The 17,964-nt window shown below is 62.8% G+C and carries 14 protein-coding genes and 1 tRNA gene; 6 read left to right on the forward strand and 9 right to left on the reverse strand.

What is annotated here, in order from left to right:
• Window positions 1–76 precede the first annotated feature (76 nt).
• From CWO91_RS35850 to CWO91_RS35860, 3 genes are all read right to left on the reverse strand, one after another.
• Entirely contained in the window at window positions 77–1,396 is a 1,320-nt protein-coding gene (locus CWO91_RS35850; protein WP_130220177.1) for an aminotransferase class V-fold PLP-dependent enzyme, read from the reverse strand.
• A gap of 263 nt (window positions 1,397–1,659) precedes the next feature.
• Window positions 1,660–2,703 carry a zinc-binding dehydrogenase gene (locus CWO91_RS35855; protein ID WP_130220178.1) on the reverse strand — a complete coding sequence of 348 codons (1,044 nt, stop codon included), beginning with the start codon at window positions 2,701–2,703 and terminating at the stop codon, window positions 1,660–1,662.
• 13 nt (window positions 2,704–2,716) lie between these two features.
• Complete coding sequence (locus CWO91_RS35860; protein WP_165405951.1) at window positions 2,717–3,376, reverse strand: class I SAM-dependent methyltransferase; 660 nt, start codon at window positions 3,374–3,376, stop codon at window positions 2,717–2,719.
• 352 nt (window positions 3,377–3,728) lie between these two features.
• Here CWO91_RS35860 and CWO91_RS35865 point away from each other — a divergent pair, with 352 nt between their 5' ends.
• Complete coding sequence (locus tag CWO91_RS35865; protein ID WP_130220180.1) at window positions 3,729–4,520, forward strand: phytanoyl-CoA dioxygenase family protein; 792 nt, start codon at window positions 3,729–3,731, stop codon at window positions 4,518–4,520.
• 55 nt (window positions 4,521–4,575) lie between these two features.
• On the opposite strand, the gene CWO91_RS35870 is transcribed toward CWO91_RS35865, so the two are convergent.
• Complete coding sequence (locus tag CWO91_RS35870; RefSeq protein ID WP_130220181.1) at window positions 4,576–5,079, reverse strand: molybdate ABC transporter substrate-binding protein; 504 nt, start codon at window positions 5,077–5,079, stop codon at window positions 4,576–4,578.
• 80 nt (window positions 5,080–5,159) lie between these two features.
• Here CWO91_RS35870 and CWO91_RS35875 point away from each other — a divergent pair, with 80 nt between their 5' ends.
• Window positions 5,160–5,630, forward strand: coding sequence for a LysR family transcriptional regulator (locus CWO91_RS35875; protein ID WP_283811055.1), 471 nt, complete (start codon window positions 5,160–5,162; stop codon window positions 5,628–5,630).
• Window positions 5,631–5,712: 82 nt separating this feature from the next.
• Here CWO91_RS35875 and CWO91_RS35880 read toward each other — a convergent pair whose 3' ends face one another.
• A complete protein-coding gene (locus CWO91_RS35880) occupies window positions 5,713–6,078 on the reverse strand; it encodes a hypothetical protein (RefSeq protein WP_130220183.1) in 366 nt (121 codons plus the stop codon).
• A 406-nt stretch (window positions 6,079–6,484) separates the two neighbouring features.
• Here CWO91_RS35880 and CWO91_RS35885 point away from each other — a divergent pair, with 406 nt between their 5' ends.
• The 3 genes from CWO91_RS35885 (at window position 6,485) to CWO91_RS35895 (ending at window position 11,733) form a co-directional block, all read left to right on the forward strand.
• Complete coding sequence (locus tag CWO91_RS35885) at window positions 6,485–9,349, forward strand: penicillin-binding protein 1A (RefSeq protein ID WP_130220188.1); 2,865 nt, start codon at window positions 6,485–6,487, stop codon at window positions 9,347–9,349.
• Between the two features lie 97 nt (window positions 9,350–9,446).
• Window positions 9,447–10,367 (forward strand): hypothetical protein, encoded by a 921-nt coding sequence (locus CWO91_RS35890; RefSeq protein ID WP_208753115.1) that lies wholly within the window; start codon window positions 9,447–9,449, stop codon window positions 10,365–10,367.
• 1,066 nt (window positions 10,368–11,433) lie between these two features.
• Window positions 11,434–11,733 (forward strand): hypothetical protein, encoded by a 300-nt coding sequence (locus tag CWO91_RS35895; protein WP_130220184.1) that lies wholly within the window; start codon window positions 11,434–11,436, stop codon window positions 11,731–11,733.
• A gap of 241 nt (window positions 11,734–11,974) precedes the next feature.
• Here the strand turns inward: CWO91_RS35895 and CWO91_RS35900 are convergent.
• Window positions 11,975–12,048 (reverse strand) — tRNA-Arg (locus CWO91_RS35900).
• A gap of 129 nt (window positions 12,049–12,177) precedes the next feature.
• On the opposite strand from CWO91_RS35900, the gene CWO91_RS35905 reads away from it, so the two are divergent.
• Window positions 12,178–12,531 (forward strand): hypothetical protein, encoded by a 354-nt coding sequence (locus tag CWO91_RS35905; protein ID WP_130220185.1) that lies wholly within the window; start codon window positions 12,178–12,180, stop codon window positions 12,529–12,531.
• A 61-nt stretch (window positions 12,532–12,592) separates the two neighbouring features.
• Here CWO91_RS35905 and CWO91_RS35910 read toward each other — a convergent pair whose 3' ends face one another.
• The 3 genes from CWO91_RS35910 to CWO91_RS35920 all read right to left on the reverse strand — a co-directional run bounded on the left by CWO91_RS35910 (window position 12,593) and on the right by CWO91_RS35920 (window position 17,677).
• Window positions 12,593–14,563, reverse strand: a complete 1,971-nt coding sequence (locus tag CWO91_RS35910; RefSeq protein WP_245471480.1) for a sigma-54-dependent Fis family transcriptional regulator — start codon at window positions 14,561–14,563, stop codon at window positions 12,593–12,595.
• 202 nt (window positions 14,564–14,765) lie between these two features.
• Entirely contained in the window at window positions 14,766–15,959 is a 1,194-nt protein-coding gene (locus CWO91_RS35915) for a serine hydrolase domain-containing protein (RefSeq protein WP_130220186.1), read from the reverse strand.
• A gap of 83 nt (window positions 15,960–16,042) precedes the next feature.
• Window positions 16,043–17,677, reverse strand: a complete 1,635-nt coding sequence (locus CWO91_RS35920) for a flavin-containing monooxygenase (RefSeq protein ID WP_130220187.1) — start codon at window positions 17,675–17,677, stop codon at window positions 16,043–16,045.
• Window positions 17,678–17,964 lie beyond the last annotated feature (287 nt).

Raw genomic sequence — 17,964 nt, forward strand, 5'->3', positions numbered from 1 at the left:
AGACCGCCAAAGCGGGCGTCTCGAAGGATGGTCCAGGATACGCATTCACATGCGATAGCCCTACCCCTCCCCTGGCTCACCCCGTCTTCGTCCCCGTGATGACGGCGAGCGCCTCGACGAAGCGGTCGAGATCGGCCTCCTCGGTGTAGAGTGCCGGCGTCACCCGGATGCACTGCCCCTTGGCGACGCCGGCTCGGCGCACCGTCAGGATCTTGTGGCCGTCCCTCAGCTTCGCGACGATGGCGTCGTTGTCGGCCTTGCTGGTCTTGCCGGCAAGGCGGAAGGATGTGAGCGCTCCGTATGAGCCGACTTCATCCGGCGTCAAGATCTCGACGCCCTTGAATCCGCGGGCGCGGCTCACCCAATAGTCGCGCAAATGGCGCAGGCGAGCTTGCTTTGCCGCCGCGCCGATCTGCTGATGTAGCGCCACGGCCGTGGGCACCGTCAGCACCGTCGCGAAATTGACCGTGCCGGTATGCACCCGCGAGCGGATGTCGGTCTCCGGAAAATCCTCGTCGCCCATGTCGCGGTCGATGGCGGCGAGACGATCCTTCCTGATGTAGAGGAAGCCCGCGCCGACCGGCGCTCCGATCCATTTGTGCAGGTTGAAGCCGACGAAATCGGCCTCGAGCTCACTCACCCTGAAGTCGATCTGTCCCCAGGAATGGGCGGCGTCGACGATGACGTCGATGCCCTTGGCTTTGGCCATGCGCGTGATCTCGGCGACAGGCATGACGAGGCCGGTGCGATGGCTGACATGGGTGAGGAGGAGAAGTCTTGTCCTCGGATTCGCATCGATCGCGCGAGCATATGCGTCGAGCACCGCCTGGCGGGTGGCGGGCTCGGGCACATCGAACTTGACCACGTCGACGCCGCGGCGCGCCTTCAGCGCGTTCAGCGCATACTGCATCGAATCATAGTCGAGGTCGGCATAGAGCACGCCGTCGCCGGGCTTCAGCCTGTTGTAGCCGCCGATGAGGAGCTGCAGCGATTCGGTCGCGCCGCGGGTGAGCGCGATCTCCTCGGGCAGCGCGCCGACCGCCTCCGCCACCTTGGCACGCACGGCCTCGAAATCCGCACCCGCACGCAGCCGCGCGTAGTAGGTGTTCTGATAGTTGATCATGTCGGTCTGGCGGATGAACTCGCGCCTCACCGGCTCGGCCATGATGCCCCAATAGCCGTTCTCCAGATTGACGACTTCAGGCGTCACGGCATAGAGCCCCTTCACGGCCGTCCAATAGGCCTTGTCGGTGGCGACCGCGAGGGCCGAACCGGCCGGCTGTGCCGGAACGCCTTCAGCCGCCATGGCCGGTGCGGCCAGCGACGTGACGGCCGCGGCCGCGAGGCCCTTCAGGATCGACCGGCGGTCGGACGACATTGTCTCAATCAGATGCATATCAGCCTCCACGATGCGCGGCGAAGGGAGCAGCGATCGATAGAGCGGGAATGACGGAGCGATGACAATTCGATGATGCCCGGCCCGCCGGTTACAGGCCGACCATTGTCTCGTGGATCGCGTGCTGCGCCGATGGCGGCAAGCCGCTGCGAGCGATCTTGAACCGAAGGTCAGGCGGCCGCCTGCCGGAATGGGGGGCGATGCCCATGCAGGCAAAAGCCGCGACGGCGATCATTGCCGGTGCAAATGACCGGCGGCCACGCTCAGCTGATGTTCAGAAGGATGCGCCCCGACTTGCCGCTGCGCATCAGATCCAGCGCATCGTTGATGTCGTCGAGCGCGAACTCGTCGGTCACGATGCCGCGGTAACTGACCTTGCCGGCTTCGTCGAGGCGAACGAGACGCGGGATATCGCGCGCCGGCTGGCATTGCCCACCTTCCGAGCCTTTCAGCACCTTCTCGAAGTGGAGCGGCAGCGTGTAGATTTCGACCTTGTCGCGGGGAACACCGACCAGGATACAGCGGCCCTTCTTGGCGGTGATCTCGTAGGCGAGCTCGATCAACCGGCTGACGCCGGTGGTCTCGACGACCTTGTCGGCTCCGTCAGTACCGGTGATGGCCTGGACCTCGGCAGCGAGATCCTTCACCGCGTCGGAGTTGATGGTGTGGGTGGCGCCGAACTGCCGGGCCATCTCGAGCTTGTTGTCGAGGCGGTCGATCGCAACGACCGGATAAGCGCCGACCATCGCGGCAAATTGCACGATGTTCAAGCCGACGCCGCCGACGCCGAACACGACGACGGCTTCGCCGATGGCGACCTGCGCATCGTTGTTGACGACGCCGAGCGCGGTCGTCACCGCGCAGCCGAGCAGCGGCGCGCTCCTGCGATCGATCGATGCGGGAACGGGCGTGACGCGATTTTCCGACACCACGGCATATTCGTTGAACGTGGTGACCCAGCCCGCGTTGAGGCGCTTGCCGCGCCAGGAATAGACCGGCGTATTGGACTGGATGCCCTTGCCCGGCCGCCAATGCATGACGACGGTGTCGCCCTGCTTGCAGGAGACGACGCCCGGTCCGGTCTCGACGATGGTCGCCAGCGCTTCGTGCCCCAACAGATGCGGCAGGAACTTGTCGACGCCCTTGACGGCGTCGATCTCGTTGATCTGTGCCCCGCAGATGCTCGACGTGTGCACGTGCGCAAGCACCTGGCCGTGCTCGAGCGTATCAGGCAAGGTGAACTCGTCGACGATCAGCGGCTTGCCGGACTCGACGAGAATCGCCCCCTTGGCAGTCTTGATATCCATGGGTCGCGCCCGGTCACTCGAAATAGATGAATTCGTAATCGCCGGTGTAGCCGAGCTTGCCGTAGAGCCAGATCCATTCCGACGTGTGCAGGATGGATTCCGCCGTCAGCGCCCAGCATTCGAGATTGTGCAGCTCGGCGACGTTGCGGTAGCCCTCGACCATGACGTATTTGTTCTTGCCGACCCGTTCCTTGAGCGCCGCCTCGAGCTCATAGAGCCTGAGATTGTGCAGGGTGCCGAGCGAGATGACGAGGTCGAAACTGTCGTCGCCATAGGGATAGACGTCCTGGGCGCGATAATTGAACAGATACGGTTTCACCTGCTCATGCGCATGTGCGAGACCGTGTTTGGAGATGTCGAAGCCGACGACCTTCAGGCCCGGCAGAATCTTCTGCATCTCGTAGAGCAGAAAGCCCTTGCCGCAGCCGACGTCGAGCACGCTCGACCCATCCTTCAGACCATAGGTCTCGATCAGCGCCTTGGCGACCGGCGCCCAGCGCCCCTCGATGAAGCGGTAGCCGCCATAGCCGAAGCGGCGGTCGCCATCCCAATAATCGGCCTCGTATTCCCGCGCCTTCAGCGAGCAGGCGATCTTGTCGTCGTTCATGCGGCCCATGTAGTCGCGCTTGGTCGCCGTATGCAGCGGCGTCACGATATTCAGGAGTCGTCCCATTGAGCCCTCGGATTCCAACACGCGCTGAGATTGTCTCGACCGGCCTTTGGAGCCTTGCGCCGCGACCTGCGACTCGACCTAGCACTTGTGCCGAAGACCATCATTGTTTCAGATCAATGATGTGGACATCCATAGCCGCAACCGCACACCTGTCCGAGCCTCGCTCGGCCTTTGTTTGGGATGCGAGGTCGGGCGAACCTTGATTCCACGCTCCGCCGCGGTATACGTTCCCACCATGATGTTCATGTCCACATTCTTCCCGCTGATCTGAACGGCTGAAGTCGTTCCGGCGCATCCGCGCCAATCGGATCACACGGCTGCGCTTGATGCGTAGCCGGACGGAGAATGTGCAATGCCCAAGACCGAACAGACTGGCCTGACGCCCCGTCAGGTCCAGAACTTCATCGACGACGGTTTCGTCAAGATCGAACATGCCTTCAGCGCCCAGCTTGCAAAGCGATGCAGGGACGAGCTGTGGGCGGATATTGGTCTGTCGCCGGACGAACCCGAACACTGGACCCAACCCGTTGTCCGGGTGGGGTCCAAGGCTTCGCCCCCATTCATTGAAGCCGCGAACGGGCCGTCCCTGCACCAAGCCTACGATCAACTCGCGGGCGAAGGGCGCTGGCTTATGCCCAGGGCTCTCGGAACCTTTCCGATCCGCTTCCCCTCGGCAGAATCCCCCGGTGATGACGGCTGGCACGTGGACATGAGCTTTGGCACCGCCAGTCCGGATTTCATGGATTGGCGTGCCAATGTGAAAAGCAGTGGACGTGCGTTGCTGATGCTCTTCCTGTTCTCGGATGTCGGCCCTGATGATGCGCCCACGAGGATCCGGAAAGGCTCGCATGCCACCATCGCGCGGGAGCTGCTGCCCTATGGCGCCGCAGGCGCGACGCTCCGGCAGCTCTCTGCCGAGGACTACGCCTCGACCGCAGATTGCGAGGTCGAACTGGCGACCGGTGCGGCAGGCAGCGTCTATCTGTGCCATCCGTTCCTTGTTCATGCCGCGCAACCCCACCGGGGGAAGCGGCCGCGCTTCATGGCACAGCCTCCCCTGCTGCCGAAGGGCGAGTTTGATCCGGCGTTGCCACCTTCGCCGGTTCAGATCGCCATCCGGCAGGCGTGTGGGCTGGCGTTGTAGTCGGACAACATCCGGGACCGCTGGGGCGGCTGATGTTCCGGCTGCTCCCGGCGTTTCACGGGGCAACGGGCTCCAATCCTTTGCTCCGGATGACAGCGGCGGCGGCTGGCGAGCGCAGGAATGCGATCAGTTGCTCGGCGGCTTTGGGCAGCGTTCGCTTTAAGGCCTCGCTGGAGGCGACCTGAGGTATAAGCGCGCCCGCACGGATCGCCAGACCGGCGGCCGTGCGGGCGATGTCTGCGCGCGTACCCGCGGCGATTTTGCCCAGCCTCGTGAGATCATCGACCGTTGCCGGCAACAGGATCGCCGCATCGAACATCTCACCCGCTTCGATCCGCCGCTTGAGCACCGGCACGCCCTCAAAGCTGAGTACGAGCGTGTGGCCGGTTGCGCGTGTAAACGCTGGCGCAAGGTCATCGAGCGCGCCCTTCATGGTCGGCGTGCTGAAAACGGTGACCTCGGCGGCACCGCCCGTGGCGGCACTGAACATCACGACGAGAGCTGCAACCGCGATGCGAATGCCTTCCATCGCCACCTCCTGCACTTCGAGCAAGTCCATCCGGAGCTGGAGTCAGCGCCAAAATAGGAGTATCCTGGGCGGATAGAGTCGGACGATTTCTCAAGCCTCGCGACCTCCACATCTTCATGACGGTGGTGGAGGAGAGCAGCATGGCGAAAGCCGCCGAGCGCCTGGCGATCTCACGGCCGGTGATCTCACGCACGATCGCCAATCTCGAACACATGCTCGGGGTCACGCTGCGGTTGTCAGCCGGCGAATGGAGGAATCCAATGATCCACGCTACTTGCCATACAGCCGATAATGTCCGCTGCATCGAGTTCGATGCCACACCCTGGTTCAACGAGGCTGACGCTCCGAGCATTATCGACTTGGCCCAACGAGGATGGGCCAGTACCGCGATTGCAGATTCCCTTGAGGGCCGACGCGGATACGAACGGCTGCACGACCTCGTTGAGTATGCGGCGAAGCGACTGCAATCAGAATCCCTGGAGGACCCGACCTGGGAAACCTTCGAGTGCGTCGTCGACGGACCGGAGGCCGTGGCCTGGCTCGAGAAAAACCGACCCGACGTGGTGACAAGGATCCGGTAAGCCGCGAAGAGCGCTGCAATGGCGGCGCTTGATTGGCGGCACTGCGATTGCAACGACTGCAAATCAATTCAGGCGCAAAGCTTCACTCATCCAATTTCTTGTTCAGTTCAGGATCGAGCTTGGTCCGGTCGACAGACTGATAGAACGTGATAGGTCTGCATTTTCCGTCGAAATCCGCGAGGACGACGGCCGTCCACGGACTCGTGGTCTCGCCCGAACCTTCGCGGGGGTCCGGCATGACCTTGCGAGCAGCGACCACATACCAAGCGCGACCAGCCGTTGCCGCCTTCGCAGCCGCAGCGAACTCATCCAATATTCCGCGCAGATTTTTGCGCATTTCTTCTTCAGTGTCCCCGCGGAGGTATTTTCGAGACGACTTTCCTGCCTCCCCGTACTCATGCTGAATGTTCAACTGCAGTCGGGCATCGTCCACTTCGATCTTGGTCACCCGTGTCACCGCTCCGCCTTCGCGAAGATAATCTCGCACCCGGACGTCGCAGGCCAAAAATCTGTCCGTGGGCGGCTGAGCGACGCTAGCTGCAGGGGAGACTGCAGCAAGTGTCCGGGTGTTCTTTTTCCGAGGGGCAGCGTCCACAGGCATCGTGGCGATGGCGGCGCTTAGGAGCGCCACGGCAAGCACGACTGGAAGAGGGGCATTCATGAGTGCGCTGCCAATTTGGTCTTTCTAAAACGCACGGGCCTGGCCGTTGGTTCCGCGCCGCGGCCAGGTCGGAGCAATCATGAAGGCCCGGAGAAGCGAGCGGCGACAGCTCAGGAACTTTTTCCTCAACACAGTCTTGTTTGTTATTGTTCTACGACCTTGCGGAGGCGGCTTTTTCGAGCGTCGGCCGGTCATGGACTCGATACTCATCAAGATCTTCGCCACGGCGCTTGCCTTCAGCCAGGTCACTACCCGGCCGGATGGGGTCAAGACGGAATTCGATGCGGTGCGTGACCGCTTCGAGGTGGCGCAACTTTTGAGTGCCGGCTGCGCCCACATGCGCAAGGCTTTCGACATCGAGGACATCAACCTGGACGATCTGATTGCCACTGCCATGGATGACAAGGAGGCGTTGAGCAGCGAGATCAAGGCGCTCAAAGGACTGAATCTGGCCGACCTCCAGGTGGCCTATAGGCAGTTCTGCAGGGTCGAAAAAGTGGAAGAATCTCCGGTCGATCTTGGCCAGGTCATCGCCTTCTACAACAGCGCGGTCAAGGATCTGCCCGACGCGGCGCAGCTTAAGCACCTCAGGCTTTCTGGCACCAGCGAGGTCCTCGACAACAAGAGCGAGCGCCTTGCTGAGATTTACGCGCCTAACAACCGCCGCATCTCGGTCAAGCTTGCGGATATCCCGGAAGAGGTACGCAACGCATTTATCGCCGCCGAGGACAAGCGCTTCTTCCAACACGCCGGCATTGACGAGCGCGGACTGGTCCGCGCCTTCATCGGCAACTTCACGCACCCGGGCCGGCCGCAGGGCGGCTCGACCATTACGCAACAGGTCGCCAAGAACCTGCTGGTTGGCAACGACATCACTTACGAAAGAAAACTGCGTGAAATGATCGTTGCCTCGCGGATGGAGCGCGCCCTGACCAAGGCGGAAATCCTCGAACTCTATCTCAACTCGATTTATCTCGGTCGCGGAGCCTGGGGCATCGAGATCGCGGCGCGCAGCTATTTCGGCAAACCGGCCAAGGCGCTCTCCGCCGTCGAGGGCGCCCTCCTCGCCGGGCTCGCCAAGGGACCGAACTACTTCAACCCCGACCACCACCCCGAGCGCGCGCGCGAGCGCCTTGCCTACGTGCTCGGCCGCATGCGGGACGACGCCATGATCGACGCCGCCGCGGCGAAAGCAGGATTGCCGCAGCTGGTGGAGTACCGGCCGACGCGACGGGACTTCGGCTTTCACTTCGTCGATCACATCGCCCGCGAGGCAAAGTTGGTCGCGGGCCTTGATACTCTCACCAACGCCTCCTACACGGTGCGCTCGACCATCAACTCGGCCTTGCAGCGCGTAGTCGAAGCGACATTGCAGGAGGGCCTCGCGCGGTACGAGCTGAATGCCGGCCGCTACAAATTTGAGGGACCCGAGGCGAACATTTCCGATGCCGTCCGTCGTATTGCGGCAGACCTGAAGGCCACGGAACCGGCTTGGCTCGCGGCGTTGAAGGCGACGCGGCTACCTCTCTACGACGTTCACTGGGAATCGGCGGCCGTCCTGGAGAATGCACGTGGCAAGCGTGGCCACGCGATCAACGTCGGCCTGACCGACGGAAGAATCCTGCCGCTGAACACCTGGAGCGCCGCGATCCAGCGCGGCCTCAAGCCGTACGATGTGGTCTACGTGCAACCGCGCGAAGCCAATGGCAAGGAAGCGGCGCGTGCCGATCTGCGTATTCGACCGACCGTGCAGGGGGCGGCGCTCGTACTCGGGAACGAAACCGGCCGCATTCTCGCGATGGCGGGCGGCTTTTCGTATCCGGCAAGCCAGCTCAACCGCGTCGTCCAGAGCCTGCGCCAACCCGGCTCCACCTTGAAGCCGCTGACCTATCTCGCCGCCCTTCGCAAGGGATTGCAGCCCAACACGCTGGTGATGGACGAACCCATTACGCTGACACCGATCGGCGCGACGGTCCACGCGCGCCGGGGCGATTTCTGGTCGCCGAAGAACTATGACGGCGGCGCTTTGGGTGCCATTACACTGCGGCGTGCGCTGGAAAACTCCCGCAATCTCGCCACCGTGCAACTGCTCGCGTCCGGTCTCGACGACAGTGCCGAGCGAGGCCTCGACCGGGTCTGCGAGCTCGCGATGGAAGCGCAGCTCTACAAGGACTGCATGCGCTACTACCCGTTCGTGCTCGGTGCCCAAACCGTGCGGCTCATCGACCTTGCGGCGTTCTATGCAGCGATCGCCAACGAGGGCGCCCGGCCCCGGCCCCATGCGATCGAAACGATCGAACAGGACGGCCGACCAATCTACCAGCACGATACCCGCGCGGTGGACTGGATCGGCTCGGCCGACCGCGCATCGTTTTACCAGTTGAAATCAATGCTGCAGGGCGTGCTCGCGCGCGGAACCGCGCGCGTGGTGAAGCATCTTTCGCCCTTTGTCGGCGGCAAGACTGGTACCACTGACAATGCGGTCGACGCCTGGTTCGTCGGCTTCACAAATGACGTTACCATCGCCATCTGGGTCGGCTACGACAACAGCAATGGCGGGCGCCGCTCCCTTGGCAGCGGCCAAACCGGATCAAAAGTGGCGCTGCCGATGTTCGAGCCGATCGTGCAGGCAGCCTGGGAGCTGCACGCTCCCAAGATGGCATTGAACGGCCCTTCGCGCGAAGCACTGCGTCAGCTCGTTCCCCTCTCGATCGATCCCCATACCGGCGATCCTTCACCGGCCGGCTCCGGCCGCGCTTTCACCGAGTATCTCAAGAGAGATCCGTCGGGCAGAATCGATGATACGCAATTTCGGATCGTCTCGCGTGCAGAAAGCTACGCCCATCGTGGCGGTCGTGACGAAGACGACGGGCCATTCCAGCAGTGGTCCTACGACAACCGCCATTACGGCGACAACCGGTCGCCCTTTCCATTCCCGACCTGGCGTCTTGGTCCGCGCGAATATCCCTCCTGGCGCGGACCTCCCGATGACGAGGACCGCCTCCCGCGACCGCCGCTCCGAGTCGATCCGGATTATTTCTGGCGGCGGCTGAATTGAGCATTGACCCATGAGACTTCACCGTGCCGCAGTCCTCATCGCCGCCTGGGTGGCCGCTTGCACAGGTGCGATCGGGCAGGAATTCCAGCTGGAGGACGTGCCCGCCGTCGCCAGCATCCCGATCGCACAGATCAAACCGCACACCGTCATCTTCGCCGACCAACGCAACGACAAACTCGCCGATTCCTCGACCGGGCTCATTCCTTTCGACGATTGGGCCCGCTCACGTCCGGTTCAGCGGCGCTTCCTCTCGCTCTTCCCGAGCTTCGTTGAGCCCACGCTCAACCAGCAAGCGAAGCTGAAGCTCTCGGTCTACCAGGCGGAGGCCCGGTTTCGACTTCCAAGACCGGCAGCCGCATCGGATCTGTCGCGATATGCGAATGTCGCGTTCCTTGAGCAGATCGATCCGGCAGTCAAGCACTGGCCGATCACGGCGGGCGATGATGTTCCCAACAAAGACGCGGGCGCCGCGCATAACCGTCCGCCGGATCGCCGCTGGTGCGAGGACGCGAACTCGATCTGCGTGCGGTCCCGCTACATGTTCGAAGGGAAAATTCCGGCGGGCATTCAGCTTGCCAACAAGCTGCGCGAGGAGAGCAAAAAACCGATTCCGGATTTCATCGAGTTCCAGAGTGAGATCATGTTGGTCACGCAGCCGCGCCTTGCCGAGCTGCCGACCCTGACAGGGCTCGATTCCACAGTCACCAGCGCGCTTGAGCAGAACATCTTTTGGGTGAACCAGGTCATCCAGTTCGGCAAGCTGCTTGCGGTTCTGCAACAGGATCCGACCCAGCGGGAAGCCGCCATCGCAACGGTCTACATCCTGATTGCGGTCAGGAACGACGTGCTGAACAAGCAAAGGGAATACAGCAATACACCCGTTCTGCGAAACCTCGTGCCCGCGCAACTGCTCATGGGCAAGAGCTCCTTCAACAGCGGCGATTCGCTGAGCGCCGGCCTGCCGAAATACGCCAGAAGCCGCATCAAAGGGATCGCCAACATGATGGAGCGGGAATGAATAGATCGTGTGCGGCAACGACAAATCGCGGTTGCAGTCGACAGGCGTCTGAGAAACCCCGAAGAACTGGCAAGCAGTCTCCGAGCCAGGGCCAGGCTCCCGCCCGCCACCGCTTGCAAGATCAGTCGATCAAGAGGCTGGCACTCACGATCGGGACTCCCATCCCAAAATATCGCGGAATATCGTGCATTTGGCGCCACGGCCGATGAAGATGGGCACTATTCCTTCGCCGTGGCGCTATGACGCAACGGCCGCCCACGCGATCCAGCCGGATAACCAGCGACGGACCGCGATCTTGCACTACGCCTCATGGGCGGCTGTCTTCCGGATTTCCGGGTTGGTCCGGTTACCCTCGATTGCGGCCATTTCGATCAATCCCAGGAACGGCGCGATGGGCCAGGAGCGGCCATCTGATGGGGATCGAAGCTTATGGGCCAGCTGCGGCCTCCCTCAACGTGTCATATAAAATACTACAAAAAACACGGCTATGATGAAAAGCAGGTCGATGCTGGAAACGATTTTGTCAACCGTCGTATAGGCCTTTGGGAAACCCGTCTGGCCCCTTGCCCAAGCCATAGCGCTGCCGTGGCAAGCCCGACGAAAAGGCACAGACCGGTTAAGAACGTCCACATGATCCTCTGGCCACGCACCGCGACGGTGGTCCGCGCATATGGTCACACGCGGACCTTCTTGACGAGCGATCCAAGGATTTTATAGCCGAACGGATGCAGGGCAAGCCTGTTCGACGAAAGTCCACAATGGATCATTCGCGTCGATATTGCCAAGTCCACCTTCTCGTCCGCTATCGACAATACTCGACCCTACCGACCGAGAGCTGGGCGCGGATCTCGACCGATTAGGACGGCAAGATAAAAGCGACGGTGTCGCTCTGGGCCGTTGGGGGTCTCAAGTGTTTGTCTGCACATTGTTTTGGATGGCACTGCAGCGGCACCGTATGAAGCGGTCTGGTGCCGCTCGAAGCGAGAAAGCTTTCAAAATCAACGTTCCGGGCGCCATCGTTCGCAGCATAGCGTCTTGTTGCGCGTGCTCGGCGGGATGTCTGGCCATGATCGCATGGGAGGCCACTGCCGGACCAACGGAGCGCCGTCAAGGCTCGCGCTGCGCGCGACCGGCTCCGCCGGCTCGCGGCCTTGACGGCGCTCCGCTGGCCCGGCTCTTTTGCTTCCATGCATTCATGGCCTGCTCTGCGCGATCGCGCTCATGCTGCAAACTCAAGCGGCTGTACGACGCCATCGAAAACGGGGTCGCCGACGTCTCCGATCCGCTGCTCAAAGAGCGCGTGACCGAGCTGAAGTCCATCCGCGATCAGGCCCGCGCCGACGCAGAGCGGGCCAAGGGCGCTTGATCGGGCTGGGCCGAGCATCACACCCCAGGCACTCAAAACCTTCGCCGGCTAGGCCCGTAGGTGGATGCGAACCGAGGCGGGCGACTACCGGCGCGACCACCTCCGTGCGCTGGCCCAGCGCGTCGAAGTGGACGCGAAGGAAGTTCGCATCATGGGATCGAAAAGCGTGCTCTTGCGCACTCTCGTCGCCGCGTCCGGCGCAAAAACGGCAGGTTTTGGAGTGCCCAGTTTTGTACCGAAGTGGCGCGCCCGGAACGATTCGAACACCCGCCCCTCAGATTCGTCGTCTGATGCCCTATCCAGCTGAGCGGGCGCGTTTTCGCGAACAGCGACGGCGGACGTGGCCCGCGACGCCCGGTTCGTGAACCGGAATGGCATGGCGGCCGACGAAGATGGGCACTCTGGCATCTCCCTGGCCTCCGCCTGTCCGATAGAGAGCGAAGAATGAGACGGCAATTTTCTTTGGTGATTCTCGTTGCGGCTCTGCCGATCCTGTCGGCGTGCGGGCAGCCGGTGCCGGACGGCAAGGCCGCTTATGTCGGCGAGTGGCACGCACAGGCGATGGACGTTGAGCTCACGAAGGACGGGACCGTCCGCTACAAGCGCGTCAGGCGCAACACCACGGCAGGCACCACCACGATATCGATCGACGCCCCGTTGCGGCGGTTCGAGGGCGACAATTTCGTCGTCGGCATTCCATTCCTTACGGCGACATTCGAGGTATCGACACCACCTCACCAGGAGGCGGGGACATGGAAGATGGTGGTCGATGGCGTCGAGCTGACCCGCGCTCCCTAGCCGGACGTGTCCGCTGGAAACCTGGCGGCCCACCCCCAATGTTCAGAGAACGGCCCTGACTTCAGGCGGGGTCGTTTGCGGAGCCGAGGTCCGGACGAATGCCGTAGCGGCGCAGCTTGGCATAGACGGTGCTCTTGGCGAGACCGAGCGCGGACGCGGCGGCTGCCACATGACCATTGCATGAGCGCAGCGTGCGCGCGATGAGATCGCGCTCGGAAGATTCGGCGAGCGACAGGCCGTGGTCACCTCCGGCGCGCAATTCCGTCTGGGGGATGAAATCGGGCAGATTCGAAACTTCGATCACGTCCCCGTCCCCGGTCAACATCAGGCTTTCGACCAGATTACGCAGCTCGCGCACGTTACCGGGCCAGTCATAACCTTGCAGGCGCGCAATCACCTCTGGCGCGAAACTGCGATCGCCGAGACCATAGCGCATCCTTGCCTGAGCAACGAAGTGTTCGACCAGCATCGGAATGTCATCCGGCCGCTCCTTCAAGGGAGGCACGACGACCGGGACCACCGCCAGCCTGTAGTAGAGATCCTTGCGGAAGCGCCGTTCATCGACCTCGATTTGCAGCTCGCGGTTCGTTGCAGCGACGAGCCGGAAGTCCACCCTGCGCGTCGTGGTCTCGCCGATGCGGTTGATCTCGCCGCTTTCCAGCGCCCGCAGCAACATGGGCTGGAGGTCGAGCGGCAATTCGCCGATCTCGTCGAGGAAAAGAGTTCCGCCTGAAGCGGCTTCGATCTTTCCGGCGGAGCCGCCGCGACGCGCGCCGGTGAAAGCACCCTCCACATAGCCGAACAGCTCACTGGCGAGCAGCTCGCGCGAGACGCTGCCGCAATTGACGACGACGAAGGGACGCTCGCGCCGAGGCGATGCCGCATGGATGCCTTGGGCAAATATCTCCTTGCCGACACCGGTCTCACCAAGCAGCAGGACGGGCGCGGAGGTCGCGGCAACGCGGCGGCATGTCTCGACCACCGCATGCATCCTCGCATTGCCGTGGACGACGCTTGCGAATGCATGCGTCCCTTCGCGCGCAAGCGGTAGGCACGTCCTGCTCGCCGCCACGGGCTTTGGCGCGACCATGACCGTGCCGAGATGTTCACCCTGATAGACCACCGGCCGCAGCCACTCCTCCTTGATCCAGGCCGGGCGTGAAGTCCCCCAGGGACGGTCATCGCTGGTCCCGATCTGAGGAAAGTCAGGCTGGCCCCGGGGCGCGCCGAGGTCGCGCATGATCTGCGCCATCTCGCCGTTGGCCTTGAACGGGCGCCCGGCACTATCGAACAGCACCGTGTGGTGGCGGTCCGTGGCAGGCACCATCCAGAAGCACTGATCAAGCAGCCGGTAGCGGGCGTCCATCTCCATCTGGAGCAGATGTGCCTCGATGCGCGCGGCCGCCGAGATCGCCAGTGCGAGGGCCTGCCGTCCGTAGGAATCTGACAGCCCGGAAATGTCGATGGCCCCGATGACTGCGCCGTCGATGGGATCGCGGACGACGGAGGCCGAGCAGGTCCAGCGCTGGATCCCCGAGCAGAAATGTTCGGTGGCATGGACTTGGATAGCCTGGCCGGTCTGCAGCGCCGTGCCGATCGCGTTGGTGCCGCAAGTCGCCTCACTCCAGTTGCTGCCGGGCAACAGATGCGTCTTCTCCACGGCATTGCGCAGCGCGAGCCTGGTATCGCCTTCCAGGCGCAGCACGATGCCATCGGCGTCGGTCAGCACCATCACCGTGCCGGTTTCGAGCATGTAGTCGCGCGCCAGCGCCATGGTCGAAGCGCCGGCGTGGACCAGGCGGGTGCGCTTGTCGAGCAGGCGGTGCAGCCGGTCGTCGTTCATCGGCAGAGGCGCCTGGCTGCGCCGATGGTCCACGGCCGATTGCTGGCTCCGCCGCCAGGACTCGTTGATCGCGGGCCGAACGACCTGCCCGCCGGCGCCGGTCCCGGACATGAAGCGCTCCCAACTCGTCAGGACGGCGCGTTCAATGCCTGGATTGGCAAAGGCTTCCTCCGGTGTCTGCCCCAACACGCTTCCTCCTTTGACGCGCTGAGCGGTCCAAGATCTTCTTGTTGTTGGGGGGACCCTAAGCTTTATCGCCTGATTTTGAAATCATTCCATGCTGAGACGCAACTGACAACCGGATCAGGGCGCAACTTAGGCGCGCCTCCGACCGCACTGCGAAAGCCGTGAAGCCGAAAGGCGCGCCGAATGTCCTAACCTGACAACGCGCTTACGCGGCCTTCCGCCGGTGCAGGGCGTCGTAGAATGCGGTCTCGAAACGCATATATCCGGTGAACGAATCCGGATCGCCGAACGGCAGGATCTGGGTTGCCCAGTAGCCGCCGAAGCCATTCTGCCGGTCGATCCAGTAGAACAGGTTTGCCAGGCCCGCCCAGCCGAGCGCACCCGCGGGGCGGCCCGTCGGTGCCTCCTCGTCATTGACCATGAACGTGAACGCCCACGATTTCGATTGTCCCGGGAAGAACTCGGCATCGTTGGAGAGCGACTTGATCACGCCCGGCAGCGCCGTCACCTTGAGATCGCCGAGGTGGTTCTTTTCCGCCATCTTCACGGTCTCCGCTTTCAGCACGCGGCCGTGCGGGCCATTGCCGTCGTTCAACCACATCCGGATGAACCGCATGTAGTCTCCGACCGTGCTGTAGAGACCGTGCCCGCCCATATGGACCTCGGGGCTCGCCGGCAACTCGAAGTCCATCGGCGTGAGCGAGCCGTCGGCGTTGCGGGCGTGCACGCCGGCGAGCTTGCTGCGGACGACATCGTTGATCTCGAACGTCGTGTTCGCCATTCCGAGCGGCTTGAAGATGCGCTCGGCAAAGACCTCGCCCAGCCGCTTGCCGGTAATGCCCTCGACGACCTGCCCCACCCAATCGATGTTCGTTCCGTACTCCCACCTCGAGCCGGGATCGAACAGCAGCGGCGTCATGAGCGAGGCTTTGGACGAGGTGATCACGCTCGGCTGTCCGTGCTCGGTCGCCAGGCGCAAATAGTTTTCGTTGAAGAAATCGTAGCCGAAGCCGCCGATGTGCAGCAGCAGCATGCGCGTGGTCACCTCGCGCTTCGGCGCACGCAGCCTGGGCTGGCCCTTGGCGTCGAAGCCATCGATCACCTGCAGCTTGCCGAGATCGGGCGCATAGTTCTTGGCGGGTGCATCGAGATCGAGCCGACCCTCCTCGATCAGCTGAAGGGCGGCGGTGCCGGTGATTGCCTTGGTGGTCGAGAAGATGGCGAAGCTCGAATCGGTCGTCATCGCCTCCGGCTTGTCGGTCCGACGCTTGCCTGCGGCGCCTTCGTAGATGTTGCCGTTGCGATCCGTCACCATGGCGACGACACCCGGCACCCCCTTTCCGTTCGCGACGGTCTCATTGAGGATAGCGTCGGCGTCTACAGCGAATTCCTTGCGCATGTGTTTCTCCGTTCTGTGTTGGCGAGGTGCAAGAGAACGAGGCCGCGCTCACGCGACGGATCGCGCGGCCCTGTCCACCGTGCTTATTGCTTGGCGAAGCCCTGGTAGCCGGCGGCGGCGACTTCATCGCACTTCTTACGATAGGTCCCGACGCCGCCGATGTAAGACAGCAGTCGGCGCGGCTTGCCCTCGACGTTGGAGCCCATGTACCAGGAGTGAGTCTTGGTCACGAGAGTCGCGCTCGCGATCTCGTCGTGATGGGCGACCCAGGCATCTTGCGCTTCCCGCGTCGGCTCGATGACGCTCAGCTCGTTCTTGCGCAGATAGCCAATGCAGCCGCTGATCCACTCGACCTGCTGCTGAAGACACGTCGTCATGTTGCACAGGGCTGTGGAGGGCGCCAGCGGCGCGCCGGTCGTGAACATGTTGGGATAGCCATGGACCTGCAATCCCATGGTGGTACGGATATCGCGGCTCCATTCGTCCTTCAGCGAACGGCCGTCGCGGCCGCGGATGTCGATGCGGGTGAGCGCGCCCGTGCCGGCGTCGAAGCCGGTCGCGAGGATGATGACGTCGAAATTGTACGTCGTTCCATCAGCGAGCTCGAGGCCTGCGGGCGTGATCCGCTCGATCGGATTGGTCTTGACGCTCACCAGCTCGACATTCGGCTGGTGATACGCTTCGAGATAGTTGGTCTCGAGCGGAACGCGATGCGTCCCGAAGCCGTAGTCGGTCGGAATCAGCGTCTCGCACAGTTTCTGATCCTTGAGTCGCGCGCGCATCTTCTTGCGGACGAATTCGGAGATTTCCTCGCTGACGTCCTCCTCGAAGAACATCTCTGCGAACGAGGCGAGCCACAGCCGCAGCGAGCCCTCGTCCCAGATCCTCTCGAGCACCGCATGGCGTTGCTCGCTGGTCAGGTCCTTCCAATTGCCGTTGGTGAAGTCGTACTCGAAACCGGTGAAGCTGTGGGGGAGCGTCTCGCAGAACTCCTTGAAGCGCGCCTTGTAGGCCTCGACCTCCTTCGGGCCGTATTTCGGATTCTTCATCGGGATGATGTATTGCGGCGTGCGCACGAACACCTTCAGGCTGCCGACCTCGCCTGCGATGGTCTGGATCACCTGGATGCCGGTCGCCCCGTTACCGACGACACCAACGCGCTTGCCGGCAAGATCGAGATCCTGCTTCGGCCAGCGGCCGGTGTGAACGAGCTTGCCCCTAAACGTCTCCTGTCCGGGAAACATGGATGTCAGTGGCGCCGACAGCATGCCGGTGCACGTGATCAGGAATTGCGTGTCAATGACCTCGCCCTTGTCGGTCGTGATGGTCCAGCGCTGCGTCGCCTCGTTATAGACGGCGGAGGTGATCGTCGTGCTGAAGCGGATGTCCTTGCGCAGGTCGAGCTTGTCGGCGACATAATTGAGCCAGCGTTCGATCTCGGGTTGGCCGGGGAAACGTTCGCTCCAGCTCCAGCCTTTGTAGAGCTCTTCGGAGAACAGATACTGGTAGATGTAGGCCTCGGAGTCGAAGCGGGCGCCAGGGTAGCGATTCCAGTACCACGTTCCGCCTACACCGGTTGCGGTGTCGAACGCCTTGACCTTGAGACCCAGCTCGTCGCGCAGCTTGTAGAGCTGGTAAAGGCCCGCAACGCCCGTACCGATGACCACCGCGTCGAGACTCTCGTGTCGACGTGCGGAGTTGGTCTTGTTCTCACTCATGCATTCCTCCCAATCTCGGTTGTTGTCCTCCCCCCGCCGCAAGGCGTGAGATGCGAGTGGGAAACGCAGATTGTGTGCCAGCCCCGACGTGCGGCTCTAAGCACTTGCGATGATTGAGTTTATGGTTTTCCGGCTGCGGCGCGGCGCGTTCGAAATTCGAACTGGAAGAGATGCGCGAGACCGAAATCTGATCGCGCATGCGCCGTCCCCCTTCCCGGTCAGGGCGATCGCATATGGGAAGCGGCTTCCCTGCGGCCCATCATTCGAGACGCCCGCTTTGGCGGGCT

It is taken from the genome of Bradyrhizobium genosp. SA-3, from assembly GCF_004212635.1.
Classification (GTDB): Bacteria; Pseudomonadota; Alphaproteobacteria; order Rhizobiales; family Xanthobacteraceae; genus Bradyrhizobium.